Source organism: Sphingomonas taxi (genome assembly GCF_000764535.1).
Taxonomy (GTDB): domain Bacteria; phylum Pseudomonadota; class Alphaproteobacteria; order Sphingomonadales; family Sphingomonadaceae; genus Sphingomonas; species Sphingomonas taxi.
On the sequence record NZ_CP009571.1, the window covers coordinates 3,629,241 to 3,649,433 of the forward strand.

Consider the following 20,193-nt stretch of genomic DNA (forward strand, 5'->3'; position numbering starts at 1 on the left):
CAAAGGAGAAGTGACGTGAAGATATCCCAGTCGATCAAGCTCGCGGCGCCGGCCGATACGGTGTGGACCTACGTCCGCGATTTCTACAATTTCGAGGAATGGCAGCCGCACATCGTCTCCACCGAAAAGGGCGAGAAGGATGGCGAGCGCGTCGTCAAGATGGCGCGCGGCAACACCGTGCTCGATCGCATCGCGACGCTGGACGACGACCAGCGCATCCTCGCCTATGAAATGGTGCCCGACCAGATCCTGCCGCCCGGCGTGCCGCGCCTCGAGGGGTTCCTCGCGACGTTCAAGGTCAACGCGGCGGGCGAGAGCTCGCAGGTCGACTACAGCATCGCGGTCGAGATCCCCGATGCCATGAAGGAGATGGCCGAGAAGGGCATCGGCGGCGATATCGCCGGCGCGCTCAAGGGGCTCGCCGACAAGTTCGGCACGGCCTGACATCGCTGCGACACGGATCGGACGAATGACCGATCGTCCGGTCCGTGTACATCGATCTTATCGAGTTAATACAACGACATAAGCCACTTGTGCGGATGACGGCGGGTTCCCCGGCGTTTGTGGCCCGCCCGTCGCCATGCTAGTCTCTCCGCCATAAAAGAACCTGGAGAGGTTATGACATACAAGCATATCCGGTCACTCTCGCGTGGCATCGAGGTCTTGCGCTATTTGAACACCGTCGATGGTGCGCATCCCAGCGACATCTGCCGCAGCCTCGATCTGCCGCGCCCTACCGTTCACCGCATCCTCGAAACGCTCGGCGAGCTCACCCTGATCTATCAGGGGCCGTTCTCGCGCGAATTCCGCGTGTCGCCGAAGGTGCGCGAGCTCGCGCAGTCGCGCGACCAGTTCGGCCTCATCCGCCACGCGGCATGGCCGGCGATGCACGCGCTGACCTCGCAGGTCGTCTGGCCTTCGGACATCGCCGTGCCGCAGGACCATGCCATGCTGATCGTCGAATCGACGCACCGGATCAGCTCGATGTCCGCCGATATCGGCATGATCGGGCAATCGCGGCCGATGCTCGTCAGCCCGCTCGGCCTCGCCTATCTGAGCCATTGCGGCGATGCGGCGCGCGACGCGATACTCGACGATCTCTATGCCACCGCCACGGCGGACGATGCGTTCGCGGACCGGGCGACGATCGAACGCGCGCTTGGCGACGGACGGCGTGACGGCTTCGTCATCTGCCACGATCTCGCGCATCGCCGGTGCGCGAGCATGGCGGTGCCGGTCCGCGTCGGCGGCGACGTCGTCGCCTGCATGAACGTCGTCTGGCATGCCGCCGAACTGACGTTCGACGAGGCGCGCGACCAGCTCGGCGGACCGCTCATGGCGGCGCGCGACCGGGTGGAGGAAAGCCTGCGCGACTTGATCCCCGCCGCCGCCCCCGGTCCGGACGGCGGACCGGGCTGGGCGCGGCTCGCCGCCTGACGCCGTACACCAGCCGGACGGCCGGGGCGTGGCCATTGCTGGCCGGCGCCCCGGATGGACAGGTCGTCGCCGACCCTCACGCAAAGGATATGTTCGGTGAAGACTCTCGGTTTTCTAGGTGCAGGCCGTCTTGCACAGATGCTGGCGCCCAAAGCCGGCAAGGCCGGCTGGCGGGTGATCCTGTCGAATTCGCGCGGACCGGATACGCTGAAGGCGCTGGTCGACGGTATCGATGGCGACGTCGTCGCGGCGACTCCGGCGGACATGCTCGCACAGGCCGATATCGTGCTGCTGGCGATCCGCTGGCCCCAGCTGGCCGCGGCGACCGACGGCCTGTCGTGGCAGGGCCGGATCGTGATCGACGCGACCAACAATCGCCTGGGGCCGACGCCGTTGGACGTGATCGATATCGGCGGCGCGCTGTCGAGCGATATCGTCGCGGACCACGTTCCGGGCGCACGTCTGGTCAAGGCCTTCAACCATGAGCCGATCTTCCTGTTCGACAAGGCATTGCCGCCGCAGGACGATGCCAAGGTCCTGTTCCTGGCCGGTAGCGATGCCGAGGCCAATGCCGCGGTCGCCGCACTGATCCGCGACCTCGGTGCCGAGCCGGTCGATCTCGGCCCGATCGATCAGGGTGGCAAGCAGATCGCGATGGGCGGTCCGCTGACCAACAAGATGAAGCTGTTCACGGTCGAGGAGGCGGCGTCCGCAAAGACGCCCGCCTGATCAACCGGCGAAGGGTGAGGGTGTCGCGGGCAGCGGGTTGCGCGCGACATTCATCACCATCGCCAGCAACGCATAATAGCCGCATACCGAACACAGATCGATCACCCCCGCCGCGCCGAGCAGGTGGGCGACCGGCGCATAGATGGTGTCGTCGACGCTGCCCGACCGATGCAATTGGCGGCAGAATTCCAGCACCATCGCTTCCTCTGGCGTCAGTCCGGCCACGTCCGTCCCCGCCGCCAGCGTCGCGATCGCGCTGGCGCTGACGCCCGCCGTCGCGGCCAGCGCGGCATGGACGGTCCATTCGTAATCCTGTCGCCAGTGGCGCGCGGTCGCCAGGATCGCCAGTTCGCGCAGATTGGCCGGGATCGGGCTTTCGAAGCGCAGATAGGCGCCGAGCCCCTGTGCCGCCGCAAACGCCCCCGGACTGTTCAGCAGGACCGCGAACGGCCCGCGCACCGACCCGCGTGGTCCCGCGGCGACGACGGCCGCGGCGTCGCGCTGCGCCGGCGTCATCGCCTCCGGATCGACCGCCGCGATCCGTGGTGTCGTCTCGTCGCGCATGGCCGTCCCTCCCGCTTGGTATCGCCATGTCCATGCGCTCGGGCCGCCGGCGAGGGAAGCCAAACGAGGTACGCGGAGCGGACGGGCGACGGTGTCGCGTTGCCGGCCGGTGCCGGTCGATCCACACACGCTGCATCTGTCATCTAGAAGTGGGTATCCCGTGGCAACTCTCCTGAAAGACGTGTCCTCGGCCGCTGCCGGCCTGCCGCAGCCCGAGCCTGACCTTACGTCGGCGGAGATCGTCCGGCGCGCCAGCGCGCTTCGCCCGCTCCTGCTGGCCGACCAGGCCAATGTCGAAGCCCGCGGGACCTATTCGGACGAGATGCATCAGCGATTCCGCGATGCCGGCCTGTACCGCATCCTCCAGCCCCGGATGTATGGCGGTTACGAATTCGACCTCACCGTGTTCGCCCGCGTGGTGATGGAGATCGCCCGCGGCTGCCCCAGCACCGGCTGGGGCTTTTGCCTCGCCTCGGCGCATGCGCTCAATGCCGCCGCGCTCTATTCGAAGGCGGGGCAGGACATTCTGTTCGGCGCCGACGGTCATTTCGCCGCATCGGCCCGCGGCGTGCCGAGCGGCACCGCGACCGAAACGCCCGAAGGCTGGGTCGTCAACGGCCAGTGGGATTATTGCTCCGGTTCGCCGCACAGCAGCCATGCGATGTTCGGCGTGCGGCTGATCCCGCTGGGCGGCGCGCCGGTCGGCCCGCCGATGTTCGGCACGGTGACCGTCCCGCGCGAACAATGGGCGATGCTCGACAATTGGCGCGGTTTCATCGGGTTGCGCGGCAGCGGGTCGAACAGCATCCGGGTCGAGGATGCGCTGGTCCCCGATGCGCTGGTCAGTCGCCAGAACTTCTTCTCGATCAACATCGATGGCGGCACCGTCGGTTACCACCTGCACGGCAACGCGATGTATTCCGGGCGCATGTTCGGCTTTTTCCAGACCGAGATCACCTCGATCCTGGTCGGCATCGGGTTCGCCGCGCTCGACGAGTTCGAGCTGATCCTGAAGAAGAAGGCCGAGGGGCCGGCGGGTCCTCCGGGCGCGCCGGGCAGCGGCGTTGACGACCTGCTGCGGCCCTATGGCCTCGCTGCCGGCCTGCTGGAGGCGGCGCGCAATGCGGTCATCTCGGGTGCGCAATCCTACCTCGATTATTGTGCGGCCGGCGTCGAGGACGCCGCCGCTTATGCGGAGATCGACGACATGCGGATCCAGGCCGGTTTGCAGCAGGCCGCACGCATGGCCGGGGAAGCGATCGATCTGTTGTACACCGCCGCCGGGACGAGCACCTCGGCGAAGGACGGCAACCGGTTGCAGCGCTACTTCCGCGACATATCGATGGCGCGGACCAATCCCGGCCTTGCCTACGAGCGGACCGCGGTGATGCTGGCCCGCCGGACGGTCGCGGAGCGGATCGCGCCGGACAGCGCGGCTCCCGGCGGCCCGCGTCCGGACGGTGCGCCGGTCGGCGCTCCCCCGCCCGGTGCCGCACCGGTCGCGCGTTGACCGCCGTCTGACCCCGCGAACGATCCTCCTCACCGTTCCGGGATCATGATGCACGCACGCTCGCCTTCCTTTTCCCCGTGGCGCGGCCCCTTCCTGAAGGTCTGGCTGTTGCGTGCATGTTCAACGCTGGGGGGGCAGGTGCTGGCGTTCGCGGTGACGCTGCGGCTGTACGAGGCGAGCGGCTCGGCGCTCGACCTCGGGCTGGTCGGACTGGTGCAGTTCCTGCCGGGTTTCGCGCTGGCCATTCCGGCGGGACAGCTCGTCGACCGGTTCGCCCCCGCGCGGGTCGCGATCGGCGTCCAGTCGGTGAACGCGCTCGCCGCCGCGATGCTGCTGGTGCCGGGATTGTCCAAGGACGGCCTGACGGCGCTGCTCTTCGCCGCGGCGCTGGCGACCGGGGCGACGCGGGCGTTCGACCATCCCGTCAACACCGCCCTGCTGCCCAGCGTCGTGCCCGATCGCCATGTCGCGCGCGCCGTCGCCTGGACGACGTCGATCGCCAAGATGGGGACGCTCGCCGGGCCGATCCTCGGCGGCATGCTCTATGCGCTGTCGCCGGCGGCCGATTACGCCGTCGCCTGCGGCCTGTTCCTGCTCGGAATCGTCGCGGCCGGGACCATCCCCGCCATCGTCCGCAGCGCGACTGCCCCGGCGCTCGATCTCCGGGCAGCCTTCGCCGGTTTCTCGATCATCCGCCGCGACCGGGTGCTGGGCGGGGCGATGCTGCTCGACATGGTTGCCGTGCTGCTCGGCGGTGCCACCGCGCTGCTGCCGGTGTTCGCCAAGGACGTACTGCACGTCGGTGCGGCGGAGCTCGGCATCCTGCGCGCGGCACCGGCGGTCGGTGCGGTGCTGACCGGATTGTGGCTCGCGCGCCATCCGGTCGAACGCCATGCCGGGCGCGTGCTGGTCGCGACGACGCTGCTGTTCGGGGCGCTGACCTGCGGCTTCGGGCTGACGCAGAGCCTCGTCCCGGCCTGCGCTTTGTTGTGCGGGATCGGCGCGGCAGACATGATCAGCATCCATATCCGCAGCGCGCTGGTGCAATTGCGCACGCCGCCCGAGCTGCGCGGCCGGGTGGGGGCGGTCAACGGCCTTTTCATCAGCAGCTCGAACCAGATCGGCGCGTTCGAATCGGGAGTGACCGCTTATTGGTTCGGGCTGGTGCCGGCGATCCTGCTCGGCGGTGGTGCGACGATCGCGGCCACCGCGGCGATCGCGCGCCTGTTCGCACCGCTGCGCCGGGTCGACCGGCTGGCGGACACGCCCGCTCCGCCGGCACGGCCCCGACAGCGGCAACCGGTATGACCCCTCTTGCATGAAGGCAGGCCTATGTTCTGGCGCGACCAGTCTCCGACGATACGGGCACATGACGGCCGGCACTCGCGCATCCAGTCGCGGTTCGTGCTGTTCGGGATGATCCTGTCGGCCAAACATTCGAACGACGGCATGGGCGTCGTGCCGCGCGACCGGCCCACCGGGACGGATACGCCCGGCAGAGGGATCGACTGACGTGAGCGACGATGCCATGGACGCGATCACCGCCCGCGCGCTGCGCAGCGTCGAGGGCGCGGCATCGCCGCGCGCGCGGCAGGTCAGCGAGGCGCTCATCCGCCATCTCCACGCCTTCGTGCGCGAGGTCGCGCCGACCGAGCAGGAATGGATGGCGGGGATCGCCTTCCTGACCCGGACGGGCCAGATGTGCAGCGACAGTCGACAGGAATATATCCTGCTGTCCGACGTGCTCGGCGTGTCGATGATCGTCGATGCGATCAACAACCGACTGCCGGCCGAGGCGACCGAGACGACGGTGTTCGGCCCATTCTATGTGCCGCCGCCCAGCTTCCCGTCGGGCGCCGACATGCGCGGCGATCTGGCGGGCGCGTCGCTGTTCATCTCGGGCGTCGTCCGTGCCGCCGACGGATCGCCGATCGCGGACGCGACGATCGACATCTGGCACGCCGATGCGGAAGGCTTCTACGACGTGCAGAAGCAACACGACCGTCCGGGGCTCGCCGCGCGCGGCCGCTTCCGGAGCACGGCGGATGGCGGGTTCAGCCTGTGGACGGTTCGGCCGACCGCCTATCCAATCCCCGACGACGGCCCGGTCGGCGACCTGCTGAAGCTGCAGGGGCGCCACCCCTACCGGCCCGAGCACGTCCATTTCATGGTCAGCGCGCCGGGCTATCGCAAGCTGGTGACGCATCTGTTCGCTGCCGGCGATCCCTATCTTGATTCGGACGTGGTGTTCGGCGTCAAGCCGTCGCTGATCCGGCCGATCGTCGTCCATCCCGCCGGGCCGGGACCTGACGGCGGCATGCGGACCGGACCCTGGCACGAACTACGTGCGGACGTCGTGCTCGCACCGGAATGAACGGCCGCCCGCGGGCGGCGGGGACACGTGGCGGACATCGGCGGCGGGGAAATTGTGATCGCCCGGGAACAAGCGATAACCCGGGTCCAGACGATCGGCGGGCGATCTCGACATCGGTCCAGACGCGATTTCCGACGTACAGGAGAGCATGATGTCCGCCTCGACCGTAGCGATGATCGATCCGGCGAGTTTTCGGAAGGTCCTGGGCGCCTATCCGACCGGCGTGTGCGTGATCACCTCGGCGAAGGACGACACGCGGTTCGGCCTCGCGGTCGGGTCGTTCACCTCGATCTCGCTCGATCCGCCGCTCGTCGGCTTCTTTCCCGGCAAGACGTCGTCCAGCTGGCGCAGCATCGCCGACAGCGGACGCTTCTGCGTCAACGTGCTGGGGGCGGATCAGCTCGACATCTGCCGCCGCTTCGCGTCGAAGATGGAAAACAAGTTCGCCGACCTGTCGCACGGGTCGAGTCCGGCGGGATTGCCGCTGATCGACGGCGCGCTCGCCTGGATCGACTGCCGGGTCGAATCGGTGTTCGAACTCGGCGACCATTATCTGGTCGTCGGCGCGGTCGACGATCTCAGTTGCGCGGATGCGGGCGATCCGCTGATCTTCCTGCGCGGCGGATATCACAACGTCCGGGCGATCGACGCGGTCGGCGCATGACATCGCCGGCCGATCCCCAGCGTCCCGACCGCCGCGGCGACGGCGCCATGCGGTCGGGCCGGCGCATCCCGGTCGCCACCCCCGACGAGATCATCGACGAAGCCCGCAACGGCCGCATGTTCATCCTGGTCGACGACGAGGATCGCGAGAATGAGGGCGATCTGATCATCCCGGCGCAGATGGCGACGCCCGAGAAGATCAATTTCATGGCGCGTCACGGGCGCGGGCTGATCTGCCTCGCCATCACCAAGGCGCGCGTCGATCATCTCGGTCTGGGTCTGATGACGCGGCAGAACGGCACCCGGCACGAGACGGCGTTCACCGTCTCGATCGAGGCGCGCGACGGCGTGACGACGGGCATCTCCGCCGCCGACCGGGCGCGTACGGTGGCGGTGGCGATCGATGCGGGCAAGGGCGCAGACGAGATCGTGACCCCCGGCCACGTCTTTCCGCTGGTCGCGCGCGACGGCGGCGTGCTGGTGCGTGCGGGGCATACCGAGGCGGCGGTCGACGTGTCGCGACTGGCGGGGCTCAATCCGTCGGGCGTGATCTGCGAGATCATGAACGAGGATGGCACGATGGCGCGGCTCGACCAGTTGCTGCCCTTCGCCGAGCGGCACGACCTCAAGATCGGCACGATCCGCGATATCATCGCCTATCGCCGGCGCTTCGACCGCGTCGTCGAACGCGTCGCGAGCAAGGCGTTCGATTCGGCCTATGGCGGCGATTGGCAGCTCCTGACCTATCGCAGCAAGGTCGACGGGTCGGAGACGCTGGTGCTGCAGAAAGGCGCGGTCGCGGCGGACGGCGAGACGTTGGTGCGGATGCATACCGCGTCGCTGCTGTCCGACCTGCTGGGGGAACAGGGCTCGCGGACCCGTGCCATCCCGCAGGCGATGGAGCAGATCGCGCGGGCCGGGGCGGGCGTCATCGTCCTGATCGTGCCGCGGACCGAGCGGGGCGTACCACTGCCCGCGACGCGCGAATCCGACCCCGATATCGACCCGCGATCCTATGGCGTCGGCGCGGAGATCCTCGCCGATCTCGGCGTGCACGATCTCGTGCTGCTCACCAGCTCGCCGTCGCCGCAACTCGTCGGGCTGGAGGCGTTCGGATTGCGGATCGTCCGGCAGCAACCGTTCGATTTCCCGAAATGACCGGCGCCGACGCGTTGGGCGTGGAGGACACGCACGGCATCCTGGCGCTGCCCGGCCAGACGCTCATCGCGTCGAGCGAGGGGCTCGGCTGGCGGACGCTGTTCGCCTCGCGGCAGATCGAGCAGCCCTATACCGGCTATTTCGGGGCCTGCGCGGATCATCTGATCGTCATGCATCTCAGCGGCCCGGTTCGGATCGAACGCGACTTCAGCGGCGAGCGGGCCTGTGCGAAGGTGCAGCGCGGCGGCCTGTTCATCCTGCCGGCCGGGCGCGATTTCGGCGTTTCGCTGGACGGCACGCTCGAGACGATCCACATCTACGTGCGCGGCACGATGCTCGATGCGGCGGCGCGCGAACTGGGGGTCGATCCCGCCACGCTCGCGATCATGCCGGGGCTCGGTGTCCACGATCCGGTGATCGAGCAGATGGGGACCGTCTGCTGCACGATGCTGGCCGAGCGCCAGTCGGGCTTCTTCGCCGATGCGGTGGCGCGGATCCTCGCGGCGCGGATCGTCTCCGCGCATTCGAGCGCGATGCACGCGGCATCGGCGTCGGCCGCCGGGTTGAGCAGCGACCAGATCGATGCCGTCCGCGATCTCGTCCACCGGCATATCGAAGAGGCGATCACGGTCGATTCCCTGGCGCTGGCGGCGGGTCTCCCGCCGGGGCAGTTCGCGCGCCGGTTCAAGCACACGACGGGACGCTCGCCCTATCAGTTCGTCATGGACGCGCGACTGGATCTGGCGCGCGACCTGCTGTTGCGCGGCGCGGCCATCGCCGAGGTCGCGGTGCAGACCGGCTTTACGCATCAGGAGCATCTGACGCGGATGTTCGGCCGGCGCTTCGGGATGACGCCGGGCCGGTTCCGCTCGGCCGCCATGCACTGACACTGCCGGATCATGCAGAGGAAAACCCGTATCGTGCAGGACGGGCCTCGGCATCCCCCGGTATCGTCTGTTCGGATCAATCGCGCGCGACGCGAAGATGCAGGAGTTGGATATGGACGGTGTCGTAACCCAGTTCGGGAGCTTGCGCGACTATCGCAAGGGCGGGGTCGAGATCATCGACGACAACCCCAAGAACTACGTCTTTTCGAACGTGTTCGAGGTCGCCGACACCTCGGCGCCGTACGAGCGCGTCGCGGTCGGCAAGAATTTCGAATATGTAATCGAAACCGCCCGCGCCGAGGGCGTCTCCGGCTGGTTCGGCTGCGCCCATGACGAATTCGTGCTGTGCATGGACGGCGCGGTCGAGGTCCATTTCGTCAAGCTCGACGACCCGGACGCCGTGGTCGATCCGGAGGGCGAGGGCGCGGTGGCGCTCGGCGACGCGATCCCCGCAGGGCGAAAGATGGGGCGCGTCGTGCTCGGCCGCGGCCATATGGCGATGCTGCCGGTCGGCGCCGCCTATCGGTTCCAGGCGGACACGCCGTCCGTCATCCTGTTCCAGACCATCGAAGGTGCCGTCACCGTCCATAAATGGGCGACGATCTGCCAGACCGAAGCCGCCTGAGCTTCAGAGGAGAATATCGAAATGGCCATGTCCGAAGCGCTGTTCGCAACCCAGCCGTCGACCGAAGGACTGCGCAGCGATGTCGCCGTCCTGTCGACCAACAACCAGACCGGCTATCGCGCCTTCAAGGCGGGCAGCTTCGAATTCAGCCGCGACGAATATTTCGCGCGGCTGGCATGGCCGGGCGGGACGCACATCCTGCCGATCGACGTGTTCCTGCGCGCCATGATGCGCGACGTCGCCTGGGGCTTCTTCTACGGCGTGGTCAATTTCGACGGCGTGTTCGGGACGATCAACCATTATGGCGAAGTCACCGTGTTCGCGGGTCGTTTCAACGACGCCTATACCGCCGCGGGCCGCGATTACGAGGAACGCTTCGCCGCCGGAGTGCTGATGGGGGTGTTCAAGGATATCCTGTCGGACTGGACCAACAGCGGGTTCGATCCCTTCGCCGCGCCGATGGAAACCGGAACGCCATGGGGCATCAAGAACGGCGACAATGACGAGGCGATCACGCGCCAGCGCGTCACCGCGCGCCGCATGGTCGGGCTGCCCGGCGATACGCCGGTGCGTTCCGATGCCAACGGTTTTCCGGTCAACCGCCAGTTCGCCGACGTCGCGCAGGATCAGCCGCTCGTCGAGGCCGAACCCGGCTTCGAGCATGAGGTGAGCGCCTACAATCTGTTCGGCTATCTCTCGCGCAGCGACGTGACGTGGAATCCCAGCGTCTGTTCGGTGGTGGGCGACAGCCTATTCTGCCCGACGTCGGAGGAGTTCATCCTGCCGGTCGAACATGGCAACGACCGCTGCGAATGGTTCCTGCAACTGTCCGACGAGATCACCTGGGACGTGAAGGACAAGGATACCGGCAAGCCGCGGGCGCGCGTCCTCGCCCGTGCCGGCGACATCTGCTGCATGCCCGCCGACATCCGCCATCAGGGCTATTCGACCAAGCGGTCGATGCTGCTGGTGTGGGAGAACGGGTCGAGCAGGATCCCCGAGATGATCGCCAACGGTACGGCGCCCGTCGTCGCCGTCGATTTCTGAAGGTATCTGCGTGACGGGTCTACAGACGAAGCTGCTGATCGGCGGCAAATGGGTCGACGGCGTCGAGGGCGGGACGATCCGCGTCGACAATCCGTACGACGGCGCGCTGCTGGCCGAGGTCGCCGAAGCGACGGCGGCCGACGTCGATCTCGCCGTGGAGGCTGCCCGTGCCGCCTTCCCGGCGTGGAGCGCACTGGCCGCGCATGAGCGCGGCCGGCTGCTGCTGAAACTGGCCGACGCGATCGAGGCGGATGCCGCCAACCTCGCGCGGCTCGAGGCGATGGACACCGGCCATCCGATCCGCGACTGCCTGTCGCTCGACGTGCCGCGCACGGTGCTGTGCTATCGCTACTTCGGCGGCATGGCGGACAAGCTGGAAGGATCGGTCATCCCGGTCGACGCCGGCTTCCTGAACTATGTCGAGCGCGAGGCGATCGGCGTGGTCGGCGCGATCGTACCGTGGAATTTCCCGCTGATGTTCACCAGCTGGAAAATGGGACCGGCGCTCGCCGCTGGGAACACGATCGTCATCAAGCCGTCCGAGATCACGCCGCTGTCGACGCTGCGCATCGGCGAGCTGATGCAGCAGGTCGGCATCCCCGACGGCGTGGTGAACATCGTCACCGGCTACGGCCACACCGCGGGGCAGCGGATCGCCGAGCATCCCGGCATCGGCAAGGTGGCGTTCACCGGATCGACCAATACCGGGCGGACGATCGTCCATGCCTCCGCCAGCAATCTGAAGAAGGTGCAACTGGAGCTGGGTGGCAAGGGGGCGAACATCGTCTTCGCCGACGCCAATATCCCCGCGGCGGTCGGCGGCGCGGCCTTCGCGATCTTCCACAATCAGGGGCAAGCCTGTATCGCCGGTTCGCGGCTCATCATCCACGAAGACGTGGTCGACGACTTTCTCGACCGGTTCGCGACGCTTGCCCGATCGATCCGACTGGGCGACCCGCTCGATCCGGAGACGGAGATGGGGCCGCTGACCTCCCGCCTGCATCAGCAGCGCGTCCTGTCCTATGTCGAGGTCGCGCGTGAACAGGGGGGCGAGATCGTCACCGGCGGTCGCCAACCCGATGGCGAGGACTATGCCAAAGGGTGTTTCGTCGAACCGACGATCGTCCGCGCCCGGCCCGGCGACCGCGTCGCGCAGGAGGAGGTGTTCGGCCCGTTCGTCACCGTGCTGACCTTCCGCACCGACGAGGAGGCGCTCGCGATCGCCAACGGCACCGAATATGGCCTCGGCGCCGGCCTGTGGACCAGCGACCTGACGCGGGCGCACCGCATCGCCCGGCGGCTGCATGCCGGCATGGTCTGGATCAATTGCTACAAGCGCGTCCATCCCGCTTCGCCGTTCGGCGGCATGGGCCAGTCGGGCTATGGCCGCGAAATGGGTTTCGAGGCGATGCGCGAATATACCGTGCCGAAATCGGTATGGGTCAATGTCGACGCCCAGATCCCGCCCTTCTACCGGCGATGAGCGTCCAGACCTTCCGCTATGAGGGCCTGCCCGGGCGCGTGCTGTTCGGGCGGGGGGTGACCGCGCAACTGGCCGACGTCATCGGTCAGGTCGGCGGCACGCGCGCGCTGCTGCTCTCCACCGCACAGCAGGCGGATCAGGCGCGGACGCTGGCCATGCACGCCGGCGCGCTGATCGTCGGGCATTTCGCCGAGGCGACGATGCATACGCCGGTGGAGGTGACCGCGCGCGCGCTGGCGATGCTGAACGACCTGGATGCCGATTGCGTCGTCGCGATCGGCGGCGGTTCGACGATCGGGCTCGGCAAGGCACTGGCGCTGCGCACCGACGTGCCACAGGTCGCGGTCGCCACCACCTACGCGGGGTCGGAAATGACCCCGATCCTCGGCGAGACGGCGGGCGAGCGCAAGACGACGCAACGCACGCTCAACGTCTTGCCGGAGGCGGTGATCTACGACGTCGACCTGACGCTCGACCTCCCGGTCGCGATGACGGCGACCAGCGGGCTGAACGCGATCGCGCATGCGGTCGAGGGGCTGTACGCGCGCGACACCAATCCGGTGATCGGTCTGTTCGCGGAGGAGGCGGTCGGCGCCTTCGCCGCGGCGCTCCCCCGGTTGATCGACACGCCGCGCGATCCGGAGGCACGAGCGGAGGCGTTGCGGGCGGCGTGGTTGTGCGGCATGGTCCTCGCGACGACGTCGATGTCGTTGCACCACAAATTGTGCCACACGCTGGGCGGCGCGTTCAACCTGCCGCATGCCGAGACGCACAGCGTGGTCCTGCCCCATGCGCTCGCCTATAACGCACCCGCCGCGCCCGCCGCGATGGCCGCGCTGCGCCGTGCGTTCGGTGGCGAGGATCCCGTGACGGCGCTGGTCGCGCTGGCGCGGCGGATTGGGGCACCGACCGCATTGCGCGACATCGGCATGCCGGCGGACGGGATCGACCACGCCGCCGACGAGGCGTTGCGCAATCCCTATTGGAACCCGCGGGCCGTCGAGCGCGACGGGGTGCGCGCGCTGATCGCGCGTGCCTATGCCGGCGACCCGCCGGCAGCCTGAGACGCAGCGATGGCCACCCCGACCGACGACGGCTGGCGGCTGCGGCCCAATGCGCCGGCATCGGGCCGCGTGCTGGGCGATGCGGCACTCGTCGCAGAGGGGCAGGCGCGACGGTTCGCGTTCGGTCGCGGGCGCAGCGCCTTCGGCATGTTCGTCGTGCGCCGCGACGGCCGCTATTTCGGCTATCTCAACCTCTGCCCGCATTATTCGCTGCCGCTGAACCACCAGGCCGACCGGTTCCTGAACGACGGACAGATCGAATGCGTCCAGCATTTCGCCCGGTTCGCGATCGAGGACGGCCGTTGCCTGTCCGGGGCGTGCGAGGGGGAGGGGCTGTGGCGCATTCCGGTGATCGTGACGCCGGACGGTCAGCTGGCGATCGCGTGACCGACCGGTTCCTGTTCCACGCGGTCGATCGCCCCGGCACCGCCGCCTTGCGGCAGCGGCTGCGTGAGGCGCATCGCGCGTCGATCCGGCGATCCGACCCCGAATGCCGCTGCATCCTCGGCGGGCCGTTGCTCGACGCGGCCGCCACGATGACCGGCACCGCGCTGGTGTTCGCGGCGGTCGACGCCGCCGCGGTCCACGCCTTCATGGCGAGCGACCCTTATTTGTTGCATGGCCTGTTCGAACGGATCGACGTCCGGCCGTGGGCGATCGGGCTCGGCGCGATCGCCTGACCGGTCAGACCCGCTCGACCGCGAGCGCGACACCCATGCCGACGCCGACGCACATCGAGGCCAGTCCCAGCCGGCCGCCACGTTTCTCCAATTGGTGTACCAGCGTGAGCGCGAGCCGCGCGCCGCTCATGCCGAGCGGGTGGCCGAGCGCGATCGCGCCGCCGTTCGGATTGACGTGGGCGGCATCGTCGGCGACGCCGAAATGGCGGAGCACGGCGAGCGCCTGGCTGGCGAACGCCTCGTTGAGCTCGATCGCGTCGAATGCGTCGATGCCGAGGTTCAGCCGCGCGAGCAGCTTTTCGATCGCCGGCACCGGCCCCATGCCCATCACCCGCGGTTCGACCCCGGCCGCGGCGAAACCGAGAATGCGTGCGCGCGGCGTCAGGCCCTCGCGGGCGATCGCAGCGTCGTCCGCGATCAGCAGCGCCGCCGCGCCGTCGTTGATTCCCGAGGCATTGCCCGCGGTCACCGTGCCGCCCGCGAACAGCGGCCGCAGCGCGGCCAGCGCTTCGATCGTCGTGTCGGCGCGCGGATGTTCGTCGACGCGCGCCTCCGCCGGCGGGGCACCGCGCCGTTGCGGCAGCGGTACCGCGACGATCTCCTCGGCGAAGAAGCCCGCCTGATGCGCCGCCGCCGCACGTTGCTGGCTGCGCAGCGCGAACGCATCCTGATCGGCGCGGCTGATCCGGTGGTCCTCCGCGACGTTCTCGCCGGTGCGCGGCATCGTCTCGGTGCCGTACAGCGCCTCGAGCAGCGGGTTGACGAAGCGCCAGCCCATCGTCGTGTCCTCCAGCGTCTGGCCGCGCCCGAACGCCCCGTCCGCCTTGCCGACCACGAACGGCGCACGCGTCATGCTTTCGACCCCGCCGGCGATGGCGAGGCCGATCTCGCCGGCGCGGACCGCGCGTGCCGCGCTGCCGACCGCGTCGAGGCCCGAGGCGCACAGCCGGTTGAGCGTGACGCCCGGCACCGTATGCGGCAGACCGGCGAGCAACAGGCTCATCCGCGCGACGTTGCGATTGTCCTCGCCGGCCTGGTTGGCGCAGCCGAGATAGACCTCGTCGATCCGCGCCGGATCGAGCGACGGCTGGCGGGCGAGCAACGCACGGATCGGCACGGCGCCCAGATCGTCGGCACGGACCTTCGCCAGCGCGCCGCCGTAACGCCCGATCGGCGTCCGCACCGCGTCGCAAATATAGGCGTGGGTCATGCTGATCTCCCGGCGGCATCGTCCGCAAAGGTGAGGGGGACGCCGCACAGGCGGCGCAGTTCGTCCGCGTCGAGACCGTCGACGACCCGGCGAACGCGCGCGCCGTCGGGACCGAGGTCGAAGATCGCCAGATCGGTATACAGGCGCGAGACGCAGCCGATCCCGGTCAGCGGATAGCTGCAGCGATCGACGAGCTTGCTGCTTCCCTGTTTGGTGAGCAGGTCCATCATCACGAACGTACGCTTGGCACCGATCGCCAGATCCATCGCGCCTCCGACCGCCGGGATCGCATCGGGTTCGCCCGTATGCCAGTTGGCGAGATCGCCCGTCACCGACACCTGGAAGGCGCCGAGCACGCAGAAATCGAGGTGGCCGCCGCGCATCATCGCGAAGCTGTCGGCGTGATGGAAGAAACTGCCGCCGGTCAGCAGCGTGACCGGCTGTTTGCCCGCATTGATAAGTTCGGGATCCTCGTCGCCCGCCGCCGGCGCCGGCCCCATGCCGAGCACGCCATTCTCGCTGTGCAGCAACACATCGCGATCCGCGCCGAGGTGATTGGCGACCCTAGTCGGCACCCCGATGCCGAGATTGACATAGGCGCCATCGGGAATGTCCCCGGCGACCAGTCGCGCCATGTCGTCGCGGCTCCAGCGGTTCATACGATGGCTCCTTTCTGCACGGACGACGCTTCGACGACATATTGCACGAAGATCCCGGGCGTGACGATCGCTTCCGGATCGAGCGTTCCGAGCGGGACGAGTTCGGCCACCTGCGCGATCGTGCAGGTCGCCGCCATCGCCATGATCGGCCCGAAATTGCGCGCGGTCTTGCGATAGACCAGATTGCCCCACGGATCGCCGCGATGCGCCTTGATGAGCGCGAAATCGGCGCGCAACGGATATTCGAGGATATAGTCGCGTCCGTCGATCGTCCGCGTCTCCTTGCCTTTGGCGAGCAGCGTTCCGTAGCCGGTCGGCGTATAGAATGCGCCGATGCCCGTGCCCGCCGCATGGATCCGGGCGGCGAGATTGCCCTGGGGTATCAGCTCCAGCGCGATGCGCCCGGCGCGATAGGCGGCGTCGAAATGATGCGAGTCGGATTGTCGCGGGAAGGAGCAGATGATCTTGCGGACCCGCCCCGCGGCAATGAGCGCGGCGACACCCGTATCGCCATTGCCCGCGTTGTTGTTGATGATCGTGAGATCGCGAGCCCCCGTATCGATCAGACCATCGATCAGTTCGTTCGGCATGCCGGCAGTGCCGAAGCCGCCGATCATGATCGTCGCGTTATCCTCGATCGCGGAAAGCGCATGCCCGATTGATGCGGACGATTTATCAAGCATGATCTGGCCTTGTCGAAATGTCGAACTGTGTTCCAAACGACTTGGTACGGCGATGGCATTACGTGGATTGCAATCCGGAAATAGGGTCGCGCTTATCTAAGGTGACAGGTTCCTTTCCGTAAATGAATTGGCCGGCAAGGCGCTATGCCGATCGGTCCGCCTGACGTATCTCCTGCCTGATCGATCGACCCACGCGGGTCCCGCTTCTTCGGACGGTGCGAAGAAGCGGGATTCCGGCATGACGGGAAGTGCGACTTCGACACCCGATCGAGCCCTGCCTCATGGGGGCGTTCGATCCACCCTAGAATTTCAGCGTCGTGCTCACGAAGAAGGCACGCCCATAAGGGTCGTAAGTCGACGGATAGGTGTTGGCCTGTTCCTGATTGTCGCCGAGGATCGGCGGCTGCTTGTCGAACAGATTGTTGATGCCGACCGACCAGGTGAAGCCGGGCTTGACCTCGAAGGCGGTGGTCAGATCGAAGTAATTGTACGCCTTGATGTGGTTGACCGAATATTCGCCTGAATCGTCGTCGACCGGCGAAAGGTAGCGATAGAGCAGCGACACCGTCACCGGCCCGCTCGCCCAGGTCGTGCGGCCCGACAGGCGCCATTTGGCATAGGGGTTGCCGCAGGTGACGCCGAACTTGCCCGCGCAGTCGATCGTCAGGTCGGCGATCGCCGCGAGCGGATTGTAATCGAACGCGATCAGGCGCGTGCCGCTGAACCGCAGGTCGAGCCGGCTGGTCTGCTCGCCGAACAGGCCGAAACCCAGCTGCGTGCGATAGCGCGCCTCGAAATCGACGCCGCGCGTGCTCACCCCGCCGGTGTTCGACAGCGTGTTGACCGCATCGGTGATCGCATAGCTGTTGGCATCGCGCGGCAGGGCGGCGCAATAGCCGGTGTCGTACGGCGTATAGCCGTTGCCGGCATCGCCGTAACAGGCGCGGATGAGGTTCGAGGTGCCGGCCGAGGCGATGTAATTGGCGATCTTGATCTTGTAATAATCGACGGTGAGCGAGAAATTGCGCAGGACGCGCGGCTGCAGGACGATGCCGGCGGTATAGGTGTCCGACGTTTCCTCGCGCAGATTGGGATTGCCGCCGGTGATGCTCTGGATCTGCGTGCTGCCGCCGTCATAGGCGGTGCCGAGCAGTGCCGCCGGGACCCCGGAAGAGAGGCAGCTTGCGCGCAGATTGGCGTTGCTCACCGCCGTCGCCGTGGTGCAGAGGTCGGTCGCGGTCGGGAAATCCTGTGCGGAACCGCTGAACAGGTTGCTGACCGTCGGCGCCCGCACCGCACGCGCATATTGGCCGCGCAGCGAAAGGTCCTGGACGATTCCCCAGACGACGCCGCCCGAATAGGTGTTCACCGACTTGGCCGCGGTCGAATAATAGGAATAGCGATAGGCGCCGTTGACCTCGAGCCGCTTGACGAACGGCTTCTCGGCGAGCAGCGGCACCGCGATCTCGGTATAGGCTTCCTTGACGTCATAGCCGCCGCTCAGCCCCTCGCCGGCGTTGAAGCCGACGACGTCGCCCGACGACAGCGAGAAATCGGGACTGTAGCTGCCCTTCTCCTTGCGATATTCGGTGCCGAAGACGATCCCCGCCGGCCCCGCGCCGAGGTCGAACAGATGGTTGTTGGTGATCGACGCGCTGGCGACCTGTTCGGTGATCGTGCTGCCGTTCTGCACCGGAATGCTGATGAACGATGCCGCATCCGCGCCGATATTGCCCTCGCCGAAGATGTTGAGCGGGACGCAGCCGTTGCTGGTGTTGGCGCAGACCAGATTGCCGCCGGCGTCATAGGTGGTGCGCAGCGCCTGAAGCACGCGGCTGCGCGAGACGTTGCCGGTCTGCGTCTCGGTCGAGCGGGTGCGGGCGTAACTGTAATAGGCGTCGTAGGCCCAGCCGCGGCCGATGTCGCCATTGGCGCCGATCACCGTGCGATAGGCGGTGTTGTCGTTGCTGGACACGCGATTGCCGACCTCGCTGAGGCGGCGGTAGATGGTCGAGGTGACATAGCCGTCGCCGTCGGTGTCGAGTCCGCGCAGCAGCGCCTGCGAACCGGCGGACAGGAACGAGGAATCGACGTCGAGCGCGACCGAGCCGGTGAACGGCGTCGGCGCGAGCTGGTTCTTGACGCGATTGTTGATGAACTGGCCCTCGGCATAGATGTTGAGCGCCGGGCTCACCTCGTAATGCGTCTGCGCGCTGATCAGCAGGCGCTTCTGCGGCACCTGCAGGTAATTGTAGGGGGCATAGTTATAGGCGTCGGTCGCAGAGTTATAGGCGCTGTAGCTGCCGTCGGCGGCGAACTTGCGGTTGACCCCGCCGATCGCGAAGCGCGTGCCGGGGATCGAGCCGGAGCCGCCGGCGATCAGGCCGCCCGATCCATCGTCGACCAGCGCCTGCCGCGCATAGCTGCGATCCGCCTGCAGGATGCCGTCGCGCTTGGTGTAATCGACGTAGAAGGTCGCATTGCCGCGGCCGTCGGCGAAATTGCCGCCGAGCAGCAGGTTGGAATTGAACGTACCGCCGTCGCCCGCGCCGTTGATGCGATAACTGGCGTTCGCCTGCGCGCCGCTGAAATCCTTCTTCGTCACGAAATTGACGACGCCCGCGATCGCATCCGAACCGTAGACGGCGGAACGGCCGCCGGTGACGATGTCGACGCGTTCGATCAGGCCCGCGGGGATCGTGTTAAGATCGACGATCTGGCTGGAATCGTACGAAACATAGCGCCGGCCATTGACCAGCACGAGCGTGCGCGTCGCGCCGAGGCCGCGCAGATCGGTGGTGGCGACGCCGCCGCCGGGATTGTTCGACGCGCTGGTCACGCTGGGGACGAGCTGCGGCAGGTCCTTGATGATATTCTCGACGTTGACCTGCCCGGACAGCGCGATCTCGCGTGCGCTCACCACCGCGATCGGCGAGGCCTGTTCGAGCTGCTGCCCGCCGAGGCGCGATCCGGTGACGACGATCTCCTGTCCCTCGCCATTCTCCTCGGCGCTGTCCTGCGCGGCGGCGGTCGCGGCGGGATCGGTTTGCGCCCAGGCGGGCTGGGCGACGCCCAGCAACAAGGTGGACGCCAGCAGGCGTTTGCGAACGACCAGACGCATGTCTTCACTCCCAGAAATTCAACTGATTTTTCGGCGATCGAATGTTGCGGAGTCAGTCCGCAGGCCTTGGGTGGCGGCCAAACGCCATCATGACAATGTCGTAATCTGGAAGAGGCGCAGCATTTCTTGGATGAGTTGTCGGACAGCCACGGTTTGCTTCAGTATCAAGTCGAATGATACATGGAGAAACATTGTTTCCCGATGGATATATATCAAAATGTTAACGGGGTGCTGCCGGAATGAGGAAGGCGCATCGTTGCTCCGCCGCCAAGTTTGTCATTTGCAACGTGTGGAAACAT

21 protein-coding genes are annotated in these 20,193 nt (G+C 67.4%); 16 read left to right on the top strand and 5 right to left on the bottom strand.

Annotation, left to right across the window (positions count from 1 at the left end; all coding sequences use genetic code 11):
• Positions 1 to 15 precede the first annotated feature (15 nt).
• The 3 genes from MC45_RS16590 (at position 16) to MC45_RS16600 (ending at position 2,166) form a co-directional block, all read left to right on the top strand.
• A complete protein-coding gene (locus MC45_RS16590) occupies positions 16 to 444 on the top strand; it encodes an SRPBCC family protein (protein WP_038665553.1) in 429 nt (142 codons plus the stop codon).
• A 174-nt stretch (positions 445 to 618) separates the two neighbouring features.
• Positions 619 to 1,437: a helix-turn-helix domain-containing protein gene (locus MC45_RS18650; RefSeq protein WP_052075726.1), complete on the top strand. Its 819-nt coding sequence runs from the start codon at positions 619 to 621 to the stop codon at positions 1,435 to 1,437.
• Positions 1,438 to 1,533: 96 nt separating this feature from the next.
• Positions 1,534 to 2,166 carry an NADPH-dependent F420 reductase gene (locus MC45_RS16600; protein WP_038665556.1) on the top strand — a complete coding sequence of 211 codons (633 nt, stop codon included), beginning with the start codon at positions 1,534 to 1,536 and terminating at the stop codon, positions 2,164 to 2,166.
• On the opposite strand, the gene MC45_RS16605 is transcribed toward MC45_RS16600, so the two are convergent.
• Positions 2,167 to 2,730, bottom strand: coding sequence for a carboxymuconolactone decarboxylase family protein (locus MC45_RS16605; RefSeq protein WP_038665558.1), 564 nt, complete (start codon positions 2,728 to 2,730; stop codon positions 2,167 to 2,169).
• 181 nt (positions 2,731 to 2,911) lie between these two features.
• Between MC45_RS16605 and MC45_RS16610 the strand changes: the two genes are divergently transcribed.
• The 13 genes from MC45_RS16610 (at position 2,912) to MC45_RS16670 (ending at position 14,221) form a co-directional block, all read left to right on the top strand.
• Entirely contained in the window at positions 2,912 to 4,240 is a 1,329-nt protein-coding gene (locus MC45_RS16610; protein WP_245640757.1) for an acyl-CoA dehydrogenase family protein, read from the top strand.
• Between the two features lie 48 nt (positions 4,241 to 4,288).
• The gene (locus tag MC45_RS16615; protein WP_281177499.1) at positions 4,289 to 5,548 is read left to right on the top strand and encodes an MFS transporter; all 1,260 of its coding nucleotides are present in this window, start codon (positions 4,289 to 4,291) and stop codon (positions 5,546 to 5,548) included.
• 24 nt (positions 5,549 to 5,572) lie between these two features.
• Complete coding sequence (locus MC45_RS16620) at positions 5,573 to 5,752, top strand: hypothetical protein (protein ID WP_038665563.1); 180 nt, start codon at positions 5,573 to 5,575, stop codon at positions 5,750 to 5,752.
• A 1-nt stretch (position 5,753) separates the two neighbouring features.
• Positions 5,754 to 6,614 (top strand): intradiol ring-cleavage dioxygenase, encoded by an 861-nt coding sequence (locus MC45_RS16625; RefSeq protein ID WP_245640759.1) that lies wholly within the window; start codon positions 5,754 to 5,756, stop codon positions 6,612 to 6,614.
• Between the two features lie 151 nt (positions 6,615 to 6,765).
• On the top strand, positions 6,766 to 7,278 hold the full coding sequence (locus MC45_RS16630; RefSeq protein ID WP_342666996.1) for a flavin reductase family protein: 513 nt from the start codon (positions 6,766 to 6,768) through the stop codon (positions 7,276 to 7,278).
• A 47-nt stretch (positions 7,279 to 7,325) separates the two neighbouring features.
• On the top strand, positions 7,326 to 8,435 hold the full coding sequence (ribB, locus tag MC45_RS16635; protein WP_038667755.1) for a 3,4-dihydroxy-2-butanone-4-phosphate synthase: 1,110 nt from the start codon (positions 7,326 to 7,328) through the stop codon (positions 8,433 to 8,435).
• Positions 8,432 to 9,322 carry a helix-turn-helix domain-containing protein gene (locus MC45_RS16640; RefSeq protein WP_038665565.1) on the top strand — a complete coding sequence of 297 codons (891 nt, stop codon included), beginning with the start codon at positions 8,432 to 8,434 and terminating at the stop codon, positions 9,320 to 9,322. Before ribB ends, MC45_RS16640 begins: the two co-directional genes overlap by 4 nt.
• Positions 9,323 to 9,434: 112 nt before the next feature.
• Positions 9,435 to 9,947, top strand: a complete 513-nt coding sequence (locus MC45_RS16645; protein WP_038665569.1) for a cupin domain-containing protein — start codon at positions 9,435 to 9,437, stop codon at positions 9,945 to 9,947.
• A 21-nt stretch (positions 9,948 to 9,968) separates the two neighbouring features.
• Positions 9,969 to 10,994 (top strand): hypothetical protein, encoded by a 1,026-nt coding sequence (locus tag MC45_RS16650; RefSeq protein ID WP_038665572.1) that lies wholly within the window; start codon positions 9,969 to 9,971, stop codon positions 10,992 to 10,994.
• A 10-nt stretch (positions 10,995 to 11,004) separates the two neighbouring features.
• Positions 11,005 to 12,477 (top strand): aldehyde dehydrogenase family protein, encoded by a 1,473-nt coding sequence (locus tag MC45_RS16655; protein ID WP_038665575.1) that lies wholly within the window; start codon positions 11,005 to 11,007, stop codon positions 12,475 to 12,477.
• Positions 12,474 to 13,541: a maleylacetate reductase gene (locus MC45_RS16660; RefSeq protein WP_038665578.1), complete on the top strand. Its 1,068-nt coding sequence runs from the start codon at positions 12,474 to 12,476 to the stop codon at positions 13,539 to 13,541. The genes MC45_RS16655 and MC45_RS16660 overlap by 4 nt, the downstream gene beginning before the upstream one ends.
• A 9-nt stretch (positions 13,542 to 13,550) precedes the next feature.
• The gene (locus MC45_RS19040) at positions 13,551 to 13,928 is read left to right on the top strand and encodes a Rieske (2Fe-2S) protein (RefSeq protein WP_081974487.1); all 378 of its coding nucleotides are present in this window, start codon (positions 13,551 to 13,553) and stop codon (positions 13,926 to 13,928) included.
• Complete coding sequence (locus MC45_RS16670) at positions 13,925 to 14,221, top strand: YciI family protein (protein ID WP_052075729.1); 297 nt, start codon at positions 13,925 to 13,927, stop codon at positions 14,219 to 14,221. The genes MC45_RS19040 and MC45_RS16670 overlap by 4 nt, the downstream gene beginning before the upstream one ends.
• 4 nt (positions 14,222 to 14,225) lie before the next feature.
• Here the strand turns inward: MC45_RS16670 and pcaF are convergent, their stop codons facing one another.
• The 4 genes from pcaF to MC45_RS16690 all read right to left on the bottom strand — a co-directional run bounded on the left by pcaF (position 14,226) and on the right by MC45_RS16690 (position 19,894).
• Complete coding sequence (gene pcaF, locus MC45_RS16675; protein ID WP_038665581.1) at positions 14,226 to 15,431, bottom strand: 3-oxoadipyl-CoA thiolase; 1,206 nt, start codon at positions 15,429 to 15,431, stop codon at positions 14,226 to 14,228.
• The gene (locus MC45_RS16680) at positions 15,428 to 16,090 is read right to left on the bottom strand and encodes a 3-oxoacid CoA-transferase subunit B (RefSeq protein WP_038665584.1); all 663 of its coding nucleotides are present in this window, start codon (positions 16,088 to 16,090) and stop codon (positions 15,428 to 15,430) included. Before MC45_RS16680 ends, pcaF begins: the two co-directional genes overlap by 4 nt.
• Positions 16,087 to 16,773 carry a 3-oxoacid CoA-transferase subunit A gene (locus MC45_RS16685; RefSeq protein WP_038665588.1) on the bottom strand — a complete coding sequence of 229 codons (687 nt, stop codon included), beginning with the start codon at positions 16,771 to 16,773 and terminating at the stop codon, positions 16,087 to 16,089. Before MC45_RS16685 ends, MC45_RS16680 begins: the two co-directional genes overlap by 4 nt.
• A gap of 301 nt (positions 16,774 to 17,074) precedes the next feature.
• Positions 17,075 to 19,894: a TonB-dependent receptor gene (locus tag MC45_RS16690; protein WP_038665591.1), complete on the bottom strand. Its 2,820-nt coding sequence runs from the start codon at positions 19,892 to 19,894 to the stop codon at positions 17,075 to 17,077.
• Between the last annotated feature and the right edge of the window lie 299 nt (positions 19,895 to 20,193).